The organism is Vibrio sp. 10N.222.49.C12, from assembly GCF_041475025.1.
Lineage (GTDB): Bacteria > Pseudomonadota > Gammaproteobacteria > Enterobacterales > Vibrionaceae > Vibrio > Vibrio crassostreae_C.
This window is the reverse complement of sequence record NZ_JBFRVF010000060.1, coordinates 1-15,899: the sequence shown is the minus strand read 5'-3', so window position 1 is coordinate 15,899 and position 15,899 is coordinate 1. Positions and strand designations below refer to the sequence as shown.

General features: G+C 45.5%; 13 protein-coding genes and 1 tRNA gene. 9 read left to right on the top strand and 5 right to left on the bottom strand.

All coding sequences use genetic code 11. From position 1 onward, the window contains the following. Positions 1–127 precede the first annotated feature (127 nt). The 6 genes from AB4583_RS16945 to menE all read left to right on the top strand — a co-directional run bounded on the left by AB4583_RS16945 (position 128) and on the right by menE (position 7,519). Positions 128–1,435 carry an isochorismate synthase MenF gene (locus tag AB4583_RS16945; protein ID WP_065583685.1) on the top strand — a complete coding sequence of 436 codons (1,308 nt, stop codon included), beginning with the start codon at positions 128–130 and terminating at the stop codon, positions 1,433–1,435. Then, positions 1,432–3,156: a 2-succinyl-5-enolpyruvyl-6-hydroxy-3-cyclohexene-1-carboxylic-acid synthase gene (gene menD, locus AB4583_RS16940; protein WP_372118456.1), complete on the top strand. Its 1,725-nt coding sequence runs from the start codon at positions 1,432–1,434 to the stop codon at positions 3,154–3,156. The genes AB4583_RS16945 and menD overlap by 4 nt, the downstream gene beginning before the upstream one ends. A gap of 9 nt (positions 3,157–3,165) precedes the next feature. Continuing rightward, complete coding sequence (gene menH / locus AB4583_RS16935) at positions 3,166–3,963, top strand: 2-succinyl-6-hydroxy-2,4-cyclohexadiene-1-carboxylate synthase (protein WP_017071715.1); 798 nt, start codon at positions 3,166–3,168, stop codon at positions 3,961–3,963. A gap of 105 nt (positions 3,964–4,068) precedes the next feature. Then, the gene (menB, locus tag AB4583_RS16930) at positions 4,069–4,935 is read left to right on the top strand and encodes a 1,4-dihydroxy-2-naphthoyl-CoA synthase (RefSeq protein WP_017064079.1); all 867 of its coding nucleotides are present in this window, start codon (positions 4,069–4,071) and stop codon (positions 4,933–4,935) included. A gap of 75 nt (positions 4,936–5,010) precedes the next feature. Then, positions 5,011–6,018: an o-succinylbenzoate synthase gene (menC, locus tag AB4583_RS16925; protein WP_017068949.1), complete on the top strand. Its 1,008-nt coding sequence runs from the start codon at positions 5,011–5,013 to the stop codon at positions 6,016–6,018. Positions 6,019–6,082: 64 nt separating this feature from the next. Next, positions 6,083–7,519: an o-succinylbenzoate--CoA ligase gene (gene menE, locus AB4583_RS16920; protein WP_017060172.1), complete on the top strand. Its 1,437-nt coding sequence runs from the start codon at positions 6,083–6,085 to the stop codon at positions 7,517–7,519. 124 nt (positions 7,520–7,643) lie between these two features. On the opposite strand, the gene nagE is transcribed toward menE, so the two are convergent. Continuing rightward, positions 7,644–9,089 carry an N-acetylglucosamine-specific PTS transporter subunit IIBC gene (gene nagE, locus AB4583_RS16915; RefSeq protein ID WP_017064077.1) on the bottom strand — a complete coding sequence of 482 codons (1,446 nt, stop codon included), beginning with the start codon at positions 9,087–9,089 and terminating at the stop codon, positions 7,644–7,646. A 193-nt stretch (positions 9,090–9,282) separates the two neighbouring features. On the opposite strand from nagE, the gene AB4583_RS16910 reads away from it, so the two are divergent. Together AB4583_RS16910 and AB4583_RS16905 are read left to right on the top strand one after the other, a co-directional pair. Then, complete coding sequence (locus tag AB4583_RS16910; RefSeq protein WP_017068948.1) at positions 9,283–10,161, top strand: LysR substrate-binding domain-containing protein; 879 nt, start codon at positions 9,283–9,285, stop codon at positions 10,159–10,161. A gap of 106 nt (positions 10,162–10,267) precedes the next feature. After that, complete coding sequence (locus tag AB4583_RS16905) at positions 10,268–10,435, top strand: hypothetical protein (protein WP_017068947.1); 168 nt, start codon at positions 10,268–10,270, stop codon at positions 10,433–10,435. 133 nt (positions 10,436–10,568) lie between these two features. Here the strand turns inward: AB4583_RS16905 and AB4583_RS16900 are convergent, their stop codons facing one another. The 3 genes from AB4583_RS16900 to AB4583_RS16890 all read right to left on the bottom strand — a co-directional run bounded on the left by AB4583_RS16900 (position 10,569) and on the right by AB4583_RS16890 (position 14,118). Next, positions 10,569–11,489, bottom strand: a complete 921-nt coding sequence (locus AB4583_RS16900) for a YeiH family protein (protein WP_017060176.1) — start codon at positions 11,487–11,489, stop codon at positions 10,569–10,571. Between the two features lie 146 nt (positions 11,490–11,635). Then, a complete protein-coding gene (locus AB4583_RS16895) occupies positions 11,636–13,510 on the bottom strand; it encodes an MFS transporter (protein WP_372102835.1) in 1,875 nt (624 codons plus the stop codon). Positions 13,511–13,527: 17 nt separating this feature from the next. Next, on the bottom strand, positions 13,528–14,118 hold the full coding sequence (locus AB4583_RS16890) for a TetR/AcrR family transcriptional regulator (RefSeq protein WP_048613073.1): 591 nt from the start codon (positions 14,116–14,118) through the stop codon (positions 13,528–13,530). A 196-nt stretch (positions 14,119–14,314) separates the two neighbouring features. Between AB4583_RS16890 and AB4583_RS16885 the strand changes: the two genes are divergently transcribed. Further along, entirely contained in the window at positions 14,315–15,223 is a 909-nt protein-coding gene (locus AB4583_RS16885) for a Tim44 domain-containing protein (RefSeq protein ID WP_017068945.1), read from the top strand. 491 nt (positions 15,224–15,714) lie between these two features. Here AB4583_RS16885 and AB4583_RS16880 read toward each other — a convergent pair. Continuing rightward, a tRNA-Tyr gene (locus tag AB4583_RS16880) sits at positions 15,715–15,799 on the bottom strand. Between the last annotated feature and the right edge of the window lie 100 nt (positions 15,800–15,899).

The window sequence follows — 15,899 nt, the reverse complement described above, 5'->3', positions numbered from 1 at the left end:
TAAAGGGGCGGGATCGCTTAAAATCACAGGAATGTTGAAAAGATATAGTACATTCTTGATCTAAGTGGGTACTGCCCATAAAGTATCAAACTAATATAATAATAATTTAGATGTGAACGAGGTCGATTTGTCACATTTCCAGCAAACTATCTCCGCTTTGATTGAGCGAGTACAAAATGCCCAAGCAAGCGAAGTTCGTTGTGTTGAAGTTCTAACGCAAAAACCATCGTTTGCATTTATAGAATGGCTTCATGCTCAACCGCTCTTTCCTAAGTTCTACTGGCAGTCACGCGACACTCGTGAAGAGGTTGTTGCGCTCGGACAGTTACATACGTTTTCAGATCCTGCACCCGCGTACGCTATTCTTGGTGAAGACCAACGAATCTGGGGTGGACGCTCGTTTGATGGGCACACCGCAAAGAACCGTCGCTGCATGGAGTCGTTTTTCTTCCTTCCTCAGGTTGAATTGATCCGCTTTGACAATACTTGGTCGCTGGCGGTTAATTTGTCCCCTGATCGCGTTTCTTCTATTAATGCTTTGAATAAGCTTTCTGTAGAAGCCGCGATATTGGCGCCTTTGTCTGCCCATATTGAACAGATCAATCACGTTCCAGAAAGAGAGCAGTGGGGCAACCTTGTCGATAAAGTGCTGCAAGGCATTAGCGATGAAGAGTACAAAAAAGTCGTTTTAGCACGTAAAACCACACTGCAACTCGATGCGCCTATCTGCGCAGCTCAATTACTTAAAGCCAGCTATCTGCAAAATCACCACAGTTTCCACTTTATGTTGGTGCTGGATTCTAAACACAGTTTCATTGGCTCGACACCAGAGCGCTTATATAGCCGACATGGTACGGAGCTTGATACCGAGGCGCTTGCTGGAACCATTGGTCGCGGAGAGAACGCTACTGAGGATATGGAACTGGCCAACTGGCTTTCTCAAGACAGCAAAAACCTCAATGAGAACCAGTATGTGGTCGACGACATCATTGAGCGTCTCACTCCTCATTCTCAAACGGTCCATGTTGAAAAGGATGCGCGTCTAGTGCGCTTGCGTAAGGTGCAGCATTTGAAGCGCAATATCCATGCTCAGCTCAACAATGGCGTTAATGGTGTGCAGTTGCTTGCTGCCTTACAGCCAACTGCTGCGGTGGCGGGTTTACCTCGTAAAGAGGCGATGGATTTCATTCTTGAACACGAACCGTTTGCACGAGGTTGGTATGCAGGCTCTGTAGGCTATATCAGTCATCAGCGAGCGGAATTCTGCGTGGCGATTCGAAGCGCCTTGATTGTAAACGATCAAGTACAACTGTTTGCTGGCGCGGGGATCGTGCCGGGATCGGTTGCCGAACATGAGTGGCAAGAGCTGAATAAGAAGATGTCGACTCTGCTCAGTCTCATTTCTGATCACCCACCATTAGGTGTGGCGTCATGAATCACGACCAAGCTGTATTAAACAGAGTTTGGTGTAACACATTACTTGAAGAGCTTGCCCGCAGCGGTGTTGAACATGTTTGCATCGCGCCAGGCTCTCGTTCAACACCATTAACACTCGAAGCCGAAGCTAACTCTAAGCTAACCTTACATACGCACTTTGATGAGCGCGGGCTTGGCTTCTTGGCTTTAGGTTTAGCTAAAGCGAGCAACAAACCCGTTGCGGTGGTTGTTACTTCTGGAACTGCCGTAGCTAACCTTCTACCAGCGACCGCTGAATCTGGATTAACGCGAGAAAAGCTAATCCTGTTGACCTCCGATCGACCGATTGATTTAGTCGACTGTGGTGCCAATCAAGCGATTCAGCAGCAGGGTATCTTTTCGTCTCACGTTGAAACGGCACTAAACCTTCCAAGTCCAACGACACAAGTTTCTTTGAATTGGCTTTTGACGTCGGTTGATAACGCACTGGCGAAACAGCGCAGCGTCGGTGGGGCTATTCATATCAACTGTCCGTTCCCAGAACCGCTTTATTCCGCTAATAGCGCCGAGATGTATGCGGATTATACAAAGAGCGTGGCAGCTTGGAGAGCTTCAACCTGCCTTTACTCGAACACTTATTTGCCCAGTCATTTAATCGCTCAGCCTGTCTCAGCAAGTGATTATGTCGCTCGTAAAGGCGCAGTGATTATTGGTTCTATCGAGAATGAAGCCGCAATTAAAGCCAAGCAGTTTGCGACAGCTTTGGGCTGGCCAGTATTCTGTGACCCTCAATCGGGTGTCAGTAGTGACTGGAAACACTATGATTTATGGATGCAAAGTGACGCAGCCAAAGCACAGCTTAGTCAGTGTGATTTTATTATCCAGTTTGGTGAGCGCATCGTATCTAAGCGTCTTAACCAATGGGTAAAAGAACAAGCTACCACATTTTGTTCATCGCAGTACATCGTTGTTTCACCAGATGCACATCGTATTAATCAAGATCATCTGCCTCAAACTCATATTGTTGCCAATATTGAGTCATGGATAACCGATCAACACCTGCCAACGTTGTTGTGCAAACACTCGGGTTGGGCGACGCCTTTAATCGAGGTGGCTAATATCGTTCAGCAACTCGCACTCGCACAAATATCTAATAATGACCAACTGACAGAGTTGAGTGTTGCAGTTGACTTGTCGTCTAGACTTAAAGACAGAGAGTTGTTTGTGGGAAACAGCTTGATGGTAAGGCTGGTGGATATGCTGTCTTCAATATCTGCGAATCGGGTTTACAGCAATCGTGGTGCATCGGGCATTGATGGCTTGGTGGCGACGGCTGCGGGTGTAGTGAAAGCCAACCAGAACCCCTTATTGATGTTGATTGGCGATACTTCTTTGCTTTACGATCTCAACTCACTGGCTCTGCTGACTCATAATTTAACGCCGATGGTTATTGTTGTGACCAACAATGATGGTGGTGCGATCTTTGATTTATTGCCGGTGCCAGAGCAGCAGAAACAGTCACTTTATCAAATGCCTCATGGTTTCAGTTTTGAACACGCTGCTGCGCAATTCCAGTTGGGATACGCTGCGCCAGAAACCTTGAATTGCTATCAAACCATTATCGAACAACATTTCGAACAGGGTCAGGGTACCTTGCTCGTGGAAGTTAAGACGCCTCCCGAACAAGCGTCTACTTTGCTGAAACAATTCAGTTCAATGCTCACCGAGGCATTAGCCTAAGGACTTTACATGCTTTACTCCGATTATTACCCAGCTGTACAAGATTCTTCTGACAAACCTTTGCTTGTTTTCTTACATGGTTTACTCGGAAGCGGGGATGATTGGAGTGCATGTCATCCATTCCTCGAGGATTTTCCTCTCCTTTGCATAGATTTACCCGGACACGGACAAAGTCGCTTTATCGATCCGGTAGGGTTTGATCATTGCTGTAAGAAAATTGTTCAGTGCATCACATCTCAGCTGGCTCTCAACGATCTTCCTGTCGATTATCCTATCGTGGTGATTGGGTATTCTATGGGGGGAAGGCTTGCCATGTATGGGGTAACAAGCCCTTGCTTCGAAACTCTTAACTTAGAGAAAGTCATCATTGAAGGTGGCAACTTTGGCTTGGAATGTGATGAAGAAAGAGCACAAAGGTTAGTACACGATACGCAATGGGCTGTTCGCTTTGCACAGCAGTCGATTGAAGATGTTTTAGACGATTGGTATCAACAAAGCGTCTTTTCTTCACTAAATCATGAGCAAAGACAAACTTTGGTCATAAAGCGTAGTGGTAACCTTGGAGTATCCGTAGCAAATATGTTGTTATCTACTTCGTTAGCTAAGCAACCGGATTTACGTGCCACATTGAAATCTCATGAGCATTTATTGCATTATGTATGTGGAGAAAAAGATCGTAAATTCATGGAGCTAGCTGAGAATAGTGGCTTTGAATATAGTCAGGTGGATTACGCGGGTCATAATGTTCATTTTGAGCAACCAGAGATGTTTTCAAATCTGATCATCCAATGTATCGCCAGTCGTTGATGAACTGACTGAGCGAACCTCTCGTATCAAGCGCTATAGAAAGCAGAGCAACACCGTCGCGACTCTACGCTAGTCGCGCTCTCTAATAGAATAATGGGAATCATCATGGCTAAAACAGTAGGCATCACAGAAGAAGAACTTTACGCAGCCGTTAACTGGCGCGATGAAAGCAGTCAATATGAAGATATTCAATACCACAAGTCTGATGACGGTATTGCGAAAATCACGATTGCTCGCCCTCAAGTGCACAATGCGTTCCGTCCACAAACCGTAAAAGAGATGATCAATGCACTGGCTGATGCTCGTTATGACGAGAAAGTTGGCGTAATCATTTTGACTGGTCTTGGTGAGAAGGCGTTCTGTTCTGGTGGTGACCAAAGTATCCGTGGTGACTACGGCGGTTACCAAGATGACTCAGGTACGCACCACTTGAATGTACTTGATTTCCAACGTCAAATTCGTACTTGTCCAAAACCAGTTATCGCAGCGGTATCGGGTTGGGCAGTCGGTGGCGGTCATGTACTTCACATGATGGCAGACCTTACTATTGCAGCTGAAAACGCGCAGTTCGGTCAGACGGGTCCTAAAGTGGGTTCTTTCGATGGCGGTTGGGGTGCTTCTTACATGGCTCGTATCGTTGGTCAAAAGAAAGCACGTGAAATCTGGTTCTTGTGCCGCTTCTACGATGCACAAGAAGCACTGGACATGGGCCTTGTAAACACCGTTGTTCCTGTTGCTGACCTAGAAAAAGAGACAGTTCGTTGGTGTCGTGAAGTGCTTCAACACAGCCCAATGGCACTGCGTTGCTTGAAAGCGGCACTGAACGCTGACTGTGATGGTCAAGCAGGCTTACAAGAGTTGGCTGGTAACGCAACCATGATGTTCTACATGACAGAGGAAGGCCAAGAAGGCCGCAACGCATTCAACGAGAAACGTCGACCGGACTTCGACAAGTTCCCGCGTAATCCATAGTATTTCTCTTCTTCAAAATGAGTCGCTAATAGCGGCTCGTTTTGTTTTGATGTTCCCCGTTTTTTAGGAAACTTTATGAACTCAGTGAATTCTCAGCTTCACGCTAAACTTTACCGTTATCAATTACCTATGGATAGTGGTGTGGTTCTTCGTGACAATAAGTTGAACGAACGTGTTGGCTATATCATCCAACTTGAGTGTGATGGTAAAACTGGTTTTGGCGAAGTTGCGCCTTTGCCCGGTTTTAGCCAAGAAGATGCCGAACAAGCTGGCATTCAGCTTCAACACGAATTAGAGCTTTGGAGCCACAATAAGCCTCAAACGCCTTTCGACGAGCTGTATCCTTCTGTCGCGTTTGGCTTTTCAATGGCGATGATGGAATTGCGAGGCGATCTTAACGCTCAAGGTAACTACCAAGCGGCGCCTTTGTGTACAGGCGATCCAGATGAACTGATTCCTGTATTGAATGAGATGGTAGGCGAGAAGGTCGCGAAAGTGAAAGTCGGCCTCTACGAAGCGATTCGCGATGGCATGTTGGTTAGCTTATTCCTTGAGTCGATCCCTGATTTGATTCTAAGACTTGATGCCAACCGTGCGTGGAAGCCAGAGAAAGCGAAGCAATTCATTAAATACATTTCGCCGTCAATGCGCCAGCGTATAAGCTTTATCGAAGAGCCTTGCCAAAAGCCAGAAGACAGTTTGGCCTTTGCCATTGACCATGGTGTGGCGATTGCGTGGGACGAGACACTGCAAGAAGCGGTGCGCAGCCCGGAATTTGATCTTAGCGACCTTACTGGTGTTAAAGCAGTCGTGATCAAGCCAACTCTTATTGGTTCTGTCGAGCGTTGCGTGGCAATCATTGAGCGAGCACAGAAGCTTGGAATGAAACCTGTATTGAGCTCAAGCATTGAGTCGAGCCTAGGTCTGACTCAGATTGCTCGTCTGGCGCAGCAATATTTGCCAAATGAAGTGCCGGGGTTGGATACGATTGGCTTGTTCAAGCAGCAGCTAGAGGTTTCTTGGCCGGGCTGTCAGTTGCCTGTCTCTACGCTTGAAAAGCAACAATTGATTTGGTCTTCTTAGACCGAGCTATTTGAATGGCTATTTAGTTAGCTTAACAAGTTCTTAATCTATTTTTGGTTATCATATGATGCGCCCACAATCTAATCATCCCCCGCTCTGGGTAAAGTGGGCGCAGCAAAACCCACTTCAACCAGCGTTAGTGACCACTCACCGCACTTATACTTGGCAGCAAGTGTTTGTGTTGGTTAGTGAGTACCAACAACAGCTATCTCATCAAGGCCTATCTGAAGGTGATGTACTGACGATTGTTGGTAAGAATCAAGCTGAAGTGATCCCTGTTTATCTTGCCGCACTCAATTTGGGTGTGGTTTGTGCGTTTACGATGCCTCAGCCTAGTTTACGCCTGAAGCAAAAGCTCGATTCCTTATATCAAGCAGATCAACAGAGCTACCTTTGGCTCTTGGGCAATAGCGGAATAGAGCAATCAGAGACTGCCGATTTGAATACTCAGTTGGTGACCTTGCCTTGCCTAAGTGAACTGAAGTTTGATGGTGATGATGAGCAGATAACGACACCTCAAGAATCCAATTTCAATCCGCAAAATCTAGCGAGCATCGTATTCACTTCAGGTTCTACCGGAAACCCAAAAGCGGTCGCTCATACACTTGAGCAGCACCTATGCTCTGCGTCAGGGCTGCTTGAGGTGTTTCGTTATCAACAAGGTGACACGTGGTTACTGAGTTTACCTATGTACCATGTGTCGGGGCTGGCGATAGTTCATCGTTGGTTGGCGGCTGGTGGTTGCATCAAAATAGGCACAGGTCAGCTTGAAACCGATATAGAAGAATGCAGTCATGCTTCATTGGTCGCTACTCAACTACATCGATTGTTAAAGAGTAAGCAAGCACTTACTTTAACGCATGTACTTTTGGGTGGTAGTCATATACCAGAAGCACTTGGGCTCGAAGCTCAACAAATGGGCATCGAAACATGGCTTGGATACGGCATGACTGAAGCGGCTTCAACCGTGACCGCGAAGCCCGTTGATGCCGGCAGCACCGCCGGTTTTGTCCTTAACCATCGCCAGCTAAAAATTGAAGAACAACGTATCTTTATTGGTGGCGAGACGCTCGCGTCCGGGTATTACTATCAAGGTAACTTAACGCCATTAGTTGATAAGAGCGGTTGGTTTGATAGCAAAGATCTTGGTGAGTGGCTTGGCGAACAAGTGTCGATTATTGGCCGTGCCGACAACCAGTTTATTTCTGGTGGTGAGAACATTCATTGCGAAGAAATTGAGCGAGTACTCAATCAATTGTCTGAGGTTAATCAGGCTTTTATTGTTCCCATTGAAGATGATGAGTTCGGATTTCGACCTGCAGCGATTGTCGATTGTGCTGAGTTGCCAACCAAAGAGTGGTTTATCGAGCAGTTAACTGGTCGTCTTGAACGGTTCAAATTTCCTATTGAGTATTATCGAATGCCTCAGCAGGAACAACATGGTATTAAGGTTTCGCGCGCTGGATTGGCGCAGTGGTTACAGCAGACCCGTTCTAAATAGAGCGAAGAGCAATAAAATGAAGCGCAATACACGGTGACTAGTCGTAATTGCGCTTCAGGGGGGTGTGACGGTGGTGAAGCCGTCACAAATTCTAATTATTTATCGTGTCATTCAAGATTTGGCGTTAAGCGAGTGCCTTCTTCATTTGTTCAGCGACTTTATCTACCTTACCTAGACCAATGATAACTTGTAGACCACCTTTCCCAACCGGTACCACACCTGCCGCACCGAGTTTCTTCAGTTTCTCGCTGTCTGCTGCACCTGAGTCTTTCACAGTTAAGCGTAGACGAGTAATACAGTTATCGACTTCTAGAATGTTGTCTGCACCGCCAACCGCTTCAATGTAGCTGTTGGTTAGGTTAGCCAATGCTTCTGGCGTTTCAGTTTCTTTTTCTGCTTCCATCTCTTCACCACGACCTGGAGTACGTAGGTTGAACTTGATGATAGCGAAGCGGAAAATACCGTAGTAAAGCGCGAAGAACACCACACCTTGAACCAGTAGCATGTACCAGTTAACCGCGAGTGGGTTTTGGCTTGATAGTACTAGGTCAACGAAACCAGCAGAGAAGCCGAAGCCTGCCATCCATTCCATGCTTGCTGCAATGTAAAGCGATAGGCCTGTTAATACTGCGTGCAGTAGGAACAACACGGGTGCTAGGAACATGAAGCTGAATTCTAGTGGCTCTGTGATACCCGTGAAGAATGAAGCCATAGCTGCCGCAAGCATGATTGCGAATACTTGGTTTTTGTTTTTCGCATCAGAACAGTGATACATCGCCAATGCTGCTGCTGGTAGGCCAAACATCATGATAGGGAAGAAGCCCGCTTGGTACATGCCAGTTTTACCTGGAATACCCGTACCGTTAGCGATAGATTGCGCGCCGCCTAAGAAGTTTGGAATGTCGTTAATACCAACAACGTCGAACCAGAACACAGGGTAAAGAGCGTGGTGCATACCTACTGATAGGAACAAACGGTTGAAGAAACCAAACAGACCAGCACCCACCGCACCCATGCTTTCTAGTTTAATACCCAGAACGATCAGAGCGTCGTAAACAGCTGGCCAGATGTAAAGTAGAGCAAAAGAGAGAGCCATACCTGCGATTGAGGTCAGGATAGGAACCAAACGCTTACCGCTGAAGAACGCTAGAGCTTGAGGAAGTTCAACCGTTGAGTAGCGGTTGTAGATCTCAGCAGAGATGATACCCACAATGATACCTACGAATTGGTTGCTGATTTTGCCAAATGCCGCAGGCACTTCACTGAGTTCAACATCCATTAACTGAGCAACAGAGCCCGGAGCAAGTAGCGTGGTGACGACGAGGAACATCACAAAGCCAGACAGTGCCGCAGAACCATTCTTATCACGGCTCAAACCAAATGCGACACCCACCGCGAATAGAACCGCCATGTTGTCGATGATCGCGCCACCAGATTTGATCAAGAATGCGGCTAAGATACTTTCAGAACCCCAACCAACAGGATCCAACCAATAGCCGATCCCCATAAGGATTGCTGCAGCTGGCAGTGTGGCTACGGGAACCATCAATGCCTTACCTACTTTTTGCATATACCCGAGTATATTCATATGTGCCCCTAAGTTTGTAATTAATTTTTTTAATGTTTCTGCTCGTCAACGTATGGAGTCAAATATTGATCGAGGCAGGATTTTAAGTAACTGCGGTTATTAAAAACTTATTTCTTAATGCAAACAAACGAAACGGGTAGTAGTATGAATTAAAACTTTTAATGCATGAGTTCGTATGGCTAACCATCAATCTTTACTTAGAAATCTTCATACTTTTAATGTTGCTGCAGAGAAAATGAGCTTTACGCTAGCGGCTAGAAAGTTGCATTTGACTCAGGGAGCCGTTAGCCATCGAATCAAAGTGTTAGAAGGTGAACTCGGATTTAACTTGTTTGTGCGAGGGACTCGTAAACTGGAACTAACGGAAGAAGGCCAGCGCTTTCAACGAACGTTATCCAAGTCGTTAAGCTCTATTTTTGGTGAGATCGAAGACATTAGCAACACAGACTTGTATGGACAGATCAATATCGGTACCAGTCCTGCATTTGCCAACAGTTGGTTACTGCCGAGGTTGGCTGATTTTAAACAGCGATACCCAAAGTTTAATCTCAATATTTTCTCGCAAGAAGAGCAGGATTTTCATCAAAATCATCTCGATGTCGCTATTTACTATGGTGCTGAAAATCTCAAAGACATGCATCGACAGCGCCTGTTTGGTGAAAAGTATATTCCGGTATGTACACCGAGTTACGCGGCTGAACACGACATCTTTGATGATGGCTTAGAATCGCTGCACCGGATTAATTTCATTCATGCACTAGGGTCAGATGTATGGCAGCGTTGGATTAAACACCACGGCTTAGATGTGAACTTGTTTGAGCAATTTTACTGTGTGAGCCACCGGGATATGGGCGTAAGAAGTGCCCTCAGCAATATCGGTGTCGCGATGGGACGCTATCATTTTGTTAAGCAGTATGTTCAGACTGGCGAGCTGATAACACCTTATCCGAGCATGGATACAGACCAAGGGTATGACTTAATCTGCCCGTTAGGCACGGAAAAACGACCTAAGGTAAGAACCTTTATTAAGTGGTTAGAAGGGCAGTTGCGTTAGGTTAGTTAATTTAGCAATTAGATAGTTCAAAACAGAATTTATTATCTTTATAACCATCCATCATAATAAGCCATATAAATAACGGATTATAGAATAAGGTCTTATTATGAAAATTGCCCTCATCATTGCGGTTTTACTGCAGATAGGCCAAGCAATCATCTCGTCAGGGTTGACTCGTTCGTTGGCTGAGCTCACCGCATTTGTGTTGGTTGTGGTACTTGTTTTAATGAAAAGAGAGAGCAAGAAGAGTGATAAGCCCCTGTTTGATTCGTGATTGTTACAACAAAGAATACCCTTACCACAAACGATAAAGGCAAAGCCCATTAGAGCTTTGCCTTTTTGTTTTGTTGCTCGCTAACTTGAGTGTCTAGTTCACCGAACAAACATCTAAAGCGTTTCTATGCGGGCTAAGCGAGAGTTAACCACGCCAATGAACCCGTTGAGATCATGACCCACATTGTAATACCAAACATCAGTGGTTTCGGCCCTGCCGCTTTTAACTTCTCAACTGAAATACCACAGCCAATTAAGAACAAACACACGACCAGTGCTCGCTTAGACACATCAAAGATTCCTTGATAGACCATCTCAAATTGTGGCAGTAAGTCACTCACCGCGATAGCGGCGCAATAGAAGAAAATGAAGTAGGGAACCGTAATCTTCTTTTGATCGTTCTTGAAGATCATCGCACTAATTAAAGCGATTGGGATGATCCAAAGTGCGCGAGCGAGCTTCAATGTTGTCGCTGTCGTCAGTGCTTCTTCGCCATACGCTGAAGCTGCACCTACTACAGAAGACGTATCGTGAATCGCTATCGCTGCCCAAGTACCAAATGTTTGTTGGCTGAGCTCAAGCGCGTGACCAATCATCGGGAATAAGAATAGAGCAACCGAGTTCAACACGAATACGGTGGCTAATGCCAAGCCAATCTGTTCATCGTCTGCTTTGATCGCGGGTGCCACTGCTGCTATCGCGCTACCACCACAAATCGCGGTACCAGAAGATATAAGATAGCCCGTAGTGCGGTCTAGCCCCATTTGTTTCGCCAAGAACCAACCAATGACTAATGTACCGATAATCGTCGTTACAATGAGCCCAATACCATCGCCTGTTACTGCTAATGCTTTTTCAAACTGAATACCAAAACCCAAGCCAACAATAGAGTAGGCCAGTAGCTTTTTGGTAAGCTTGCCGACTTCCAAGTGTTCAGGGACTAATCCTAAACTAGCAAGCAGGAAACCGATAACCAGGGCTGTCGGTGAGCTAACCCAAGGCGTTAAGCAAAACAGTGCAGCAAGATAAAATGGAACGGACTTTTTTAGGTTCATTGTATTTAGAGTCTTGTTTTGTTGTGGCGTTATTGTGATGAGACCACTATACGTTCAATAAAATGATAAGTAAGTCTAAATGAATTGAACAAACGTTAAGGAAAACTTAACGCTTGTTCAACTGATATGAATAAAGGGCTGGTTAACTAGCGTAATGATCCGCGAAGGTCAGAGACTGACTGTCGAAGCGTTTCACAAGAGGCTTGTTTAGGTGAAATCGGCTCGCCAGCTTCTATCTCTAGCTTAGTCCAGAAGCGAGTGGGTAACCCTTTGCAGGCACGGCCTTTGTAACGACTAAAGTAGCTACCCCATAATCCTTTAAGAGCCATAGGAATCACTGGGACAGGGGAACGTTTGATGATCAGCTCCATACCACGCATGAACTCAGCCATTTCGCCATCAGAGGTGAGCTTTCCTTCTGGGAAAATACACACGATGTGACCTTCATGCAGGGCACGCTCTACTTCTTTGAAAGCGTTTCGAATCGAGTTGCGGTTGGTCGCGGAGATTGGAATCACCCCAGCTCTTTTCAAGAAGCGTCGAATTGGCGGCAACTTGGTGTAATCCTCTTCCATCACAAAACGGATCAAGCGAGGGCAAACCGCACTCAGCAGCAGTGCATCCATATAACTCACATGGTTGCAGACAATCAACGCACCGCCCTTTTCTGGCAGGTGATGTAAGTTCTTATGTTTAACTCTGTACATGGTGTGAGTGACCACCCACGTAAAGAAGCGGAAAGCGTAGATAGGCACCTGATAAAACAGGTACAGCATCACCAAAGTGTTGCCCACTGCGAGCAAGATAAACAGCTGCGGAATTGAAAGATCTAGAACACTAAGGCAAACAATACCTAATACCGCACTTCCCACCATGAACAGTGAGTTGTAGATATTGAGCCCGGCAATCACTTGGGCACGCTCGTCGGGCTTGGCACGTAACTGCATCAGTGAATACAGAGGAACAATAAAGACACCGCCAGAGATACCCAGAAGCAGAAGGTAAGCAAACAGTGGCCACAGCTCTGAGTAGGTTACGAATTGATGGAAAGAACTAAAGTCAGGCAAAGACTCCGGGATGGATATCGCCATCAGAAGACCGAAGATCGAGATACCTAAGCTGCCCATTGGCACGATGCCGATTTCAATTCGGTGATTAGATAACTTATCGCAAGCTAAAGAGCCGATTGCAATGCCTACCGAGAATAGTGCCAGTAAAAAGGCGACGGAGCTTTCAGTGCCGTTTAGATGCAGTTTAGTGAAGTTGGGAAACTGAGTTAGGTAAGCCGCACCAAGGAACCAGAACCAGCTGATAGACATCAGTGCTTGAAAGGTCGGGCGGTCTTTTTTTGCAATCGCCAGTGTCGCGCGGGTCAGTTTTACAGGTTGACACTTTACTTTAAGGTCTGGTGCATTACTTGGCGCTTGTGGGATAAAGCAGCTTGATACATAGCCAAGCACGGCGAACGAAACAATACACACCGCAGCAATGAGCTTCGCGCCTTCTTCAGATGCAATGATTCCTGCGCCTAGAGTACCAATCAGGATCGCTAAGAATGTACCTGTCTCGACGAGAGCGTTACCAGATACCAGTTCTTTTGTTTCTAACTGCTGTGGAAGCAGGGCATACTTCACCGGACCAAAGAAAGCACTCTGCGTTCCCATAAGGAACAGGAGCAGAAGTAATATTCCGTAGCTTTCGTAGATAAAACCGACCGCACCCAGTGACATGATCACTACTTCGAGGAGCTTAACTTTACGGATAAACCACGATTTTTCGTATTTGTCAGCCAGTACACCGGCTAAAGCAGAGAATAGGAAGAAGGGTAGAATAAAAAGGCCAGCGGCCAAATTAATGAATAGATTGGTGGAAATAGGCAGCGTGTCTACGCTTGCGAAAGCAACAAACAGTAACAGGACATTTTTGAATATGTTGTCGTTAAAGGCTCCTAGAAATTGGGTAATAAAGTAGGGTAGGAACCTTTTTTGCGTTAACAGCGAAGATTGGCTGCTGTTGTTCATTGTCTTTCCTTGGATGATTACCAGTTGGTTAAGTAGTTTGAGACTAGGTTATTGATCAGCTCTTTACCATCAATAGGCTCAGAGGCGAAAAATTTATCATCAACGCTAAGTAGAGTAATTCCGTGTACTCCAGACCATAATACACGGCTGGCTTTAACGACTTCGCTTTTCGTATGTTCAGGAGCAATCGCTACTAGCAACTGCTCTAGCATGCCTGTCATTCTATCGATGCGGTTCGATTGCCATTCAGGAAGGTTTTCACCGTTCATGTTGTGCTCAAAGATAAGTTGCCAACGGTGAGGGTGTCTCTGTGCAAAATCGTGGTAGCAGTAGGCAAGGTTGAATAGAGCTTGTTGAGGGTTGCTCGATTGTTCAACAGTTGCAGCGGATTCTGACGCCAGTTCATCTAATGTTTGAGCGACCACATGCAAAAGCAGTAGGTTGTAGTTACCAAATACATTTACTAAGGTACTTGGAACGTAACCAATCATATTGGCGATTTTACGTAGACTTAGCTCGTGATAAGAGTGCTCTTCTAAGAAGTCGGTTACCGTTTTTAAGGTTAATTGCACTAATTGTTCGCGAGTATGATCGTTTCGTCTTGCCATGGGTACTTTCTATTAAATGAACATCGTTCAATATTTTAATGCTGCCCTTGAGTGCCGTCAATCCCTTCGCTAGTTTAGTAATCAATTAATAGCCGCAATATTATGATACATGTGTAAACACGGTGAATATTTCATTGTTCTTTGTTAACGAGTATGATTAAGGTGTCGAAAGATAAAAAACCTATAAAGGATAATAATGAAACGATTTTTCTCACTAGTCGCGATCCTGTTGGTAACAGTCGCGGTGACGCCAATCGCGGAAGCGAAAAAGTTTGGTGGTGGTAAGTCATTTGGCAAAAGCTTTAAAACGGCTCCAGCACCAAAACAACAAAACACGAATTCGATCCGTCAAGATCAAACAGGTAAGAACACAGCAGCTAACTCTAGCAAGAAAGGCCTTATGGGCGGTCTGCTAGGTGGTTTACTTGCTGGTGGTCTTTTAGCTGCATTCTTTGGTGGCGCATTTGAAGGTATCCAGTTCATGGATATTCTGATTATGGGTCTGATTGCTTTCCTAGCGTTTAAATTCCTACGCGGAATGTTGGGCGCGAAGCAGGGCTCAATGAATCAGCAGAATGCACGTGGCCAACAGCCAGCATTCGGCGGCATGGGTCAGAACAAGTTTGAACAACCTAAGCAACAACCAAATGTTCATAACTTCGAGCAAACACAACCTCAATCACAAGGCGCTGCTGGTGGTTTCGGTTTTGGTGCACAAAGCGATGTTCCACATAACTACCCACCGGGCTTTGATCAAGCGGCATTCATCAATGGTTCTCGTGAGCACTACCGTACACTGCAAGGTGCATGGAATCACAACGAGCTAAACACGATTGAAGAATACGTATCTCCAAGCCTATTTGAAGACCTAAAAGCTGAGCGTAATAAGCTAGACGGTGATCAGCACACAGACGTAATGTACGTTGATGCTGAAATCGTTCGCGCAGACCACGATGGTAGCAAAGCACAGCTAAGCCTTCAGTTTAGCGGTCGTTACCGTGACACAGCGGATGGCGTTGAAGAAGATATCACTGATATCTGGCATCTAGAGCGTGACCTAACAACTAACAATGCACCATGGTTAATTGTTGGTATTCAAGGTTAATTCCAGGATTTAACTCAACATCAATAGGATGTAGTTATTCGGAATAACACCAAATAATAGAAAGCCCCTGCTGAGAAATCAGCAGGGGCTTTTTTGCGTCTAATGATATGTATCTTAGTTAAAGATTGGATTAACCTGAGACTAACTAACTGATTTTATTTGGATGTAATGAGTAATGACAAAGTTCTTTTAACCCGTATTGGAGCCTGAGGTTACTTTGCAGCAGAAACAGATAATTGCGAACGAATGCGAAGAACATATATCGACCCATTGTTTAGGCTGCGCTGCTTATCTGGCTTGTGAGCGTCATGCAGAAGTATGGGATCACTGATGTTTGAATGGGCTAGATCGCTTAGTTATTTGTAGGAGCGGGTTAGTGTTTAGGAAGTTGAGGGTTGTTTTAGAAGACACGTTTAGTAAGAGATAAAGCTCAGAAACGAAAAAAGCCAACTCAATGAGTTGGCTTTTCGATTTTCCAATTAAGAAGAATATGGTGGAGGGAGACGGATTCGAACCATCGAAGGCAGTGCCGGCAGATTTACAGTCTGCTCCCTTTGGCCACTCGGGAACCCCTCCAGGGTGTGTCTTACTTTTCACAAAGTAAGCCTAAATTGATGTTTTCCCATAAGCCCATCAATCAGGTTGTTCTCTTAACTCTTAAAAGAGGTAAGAAGAA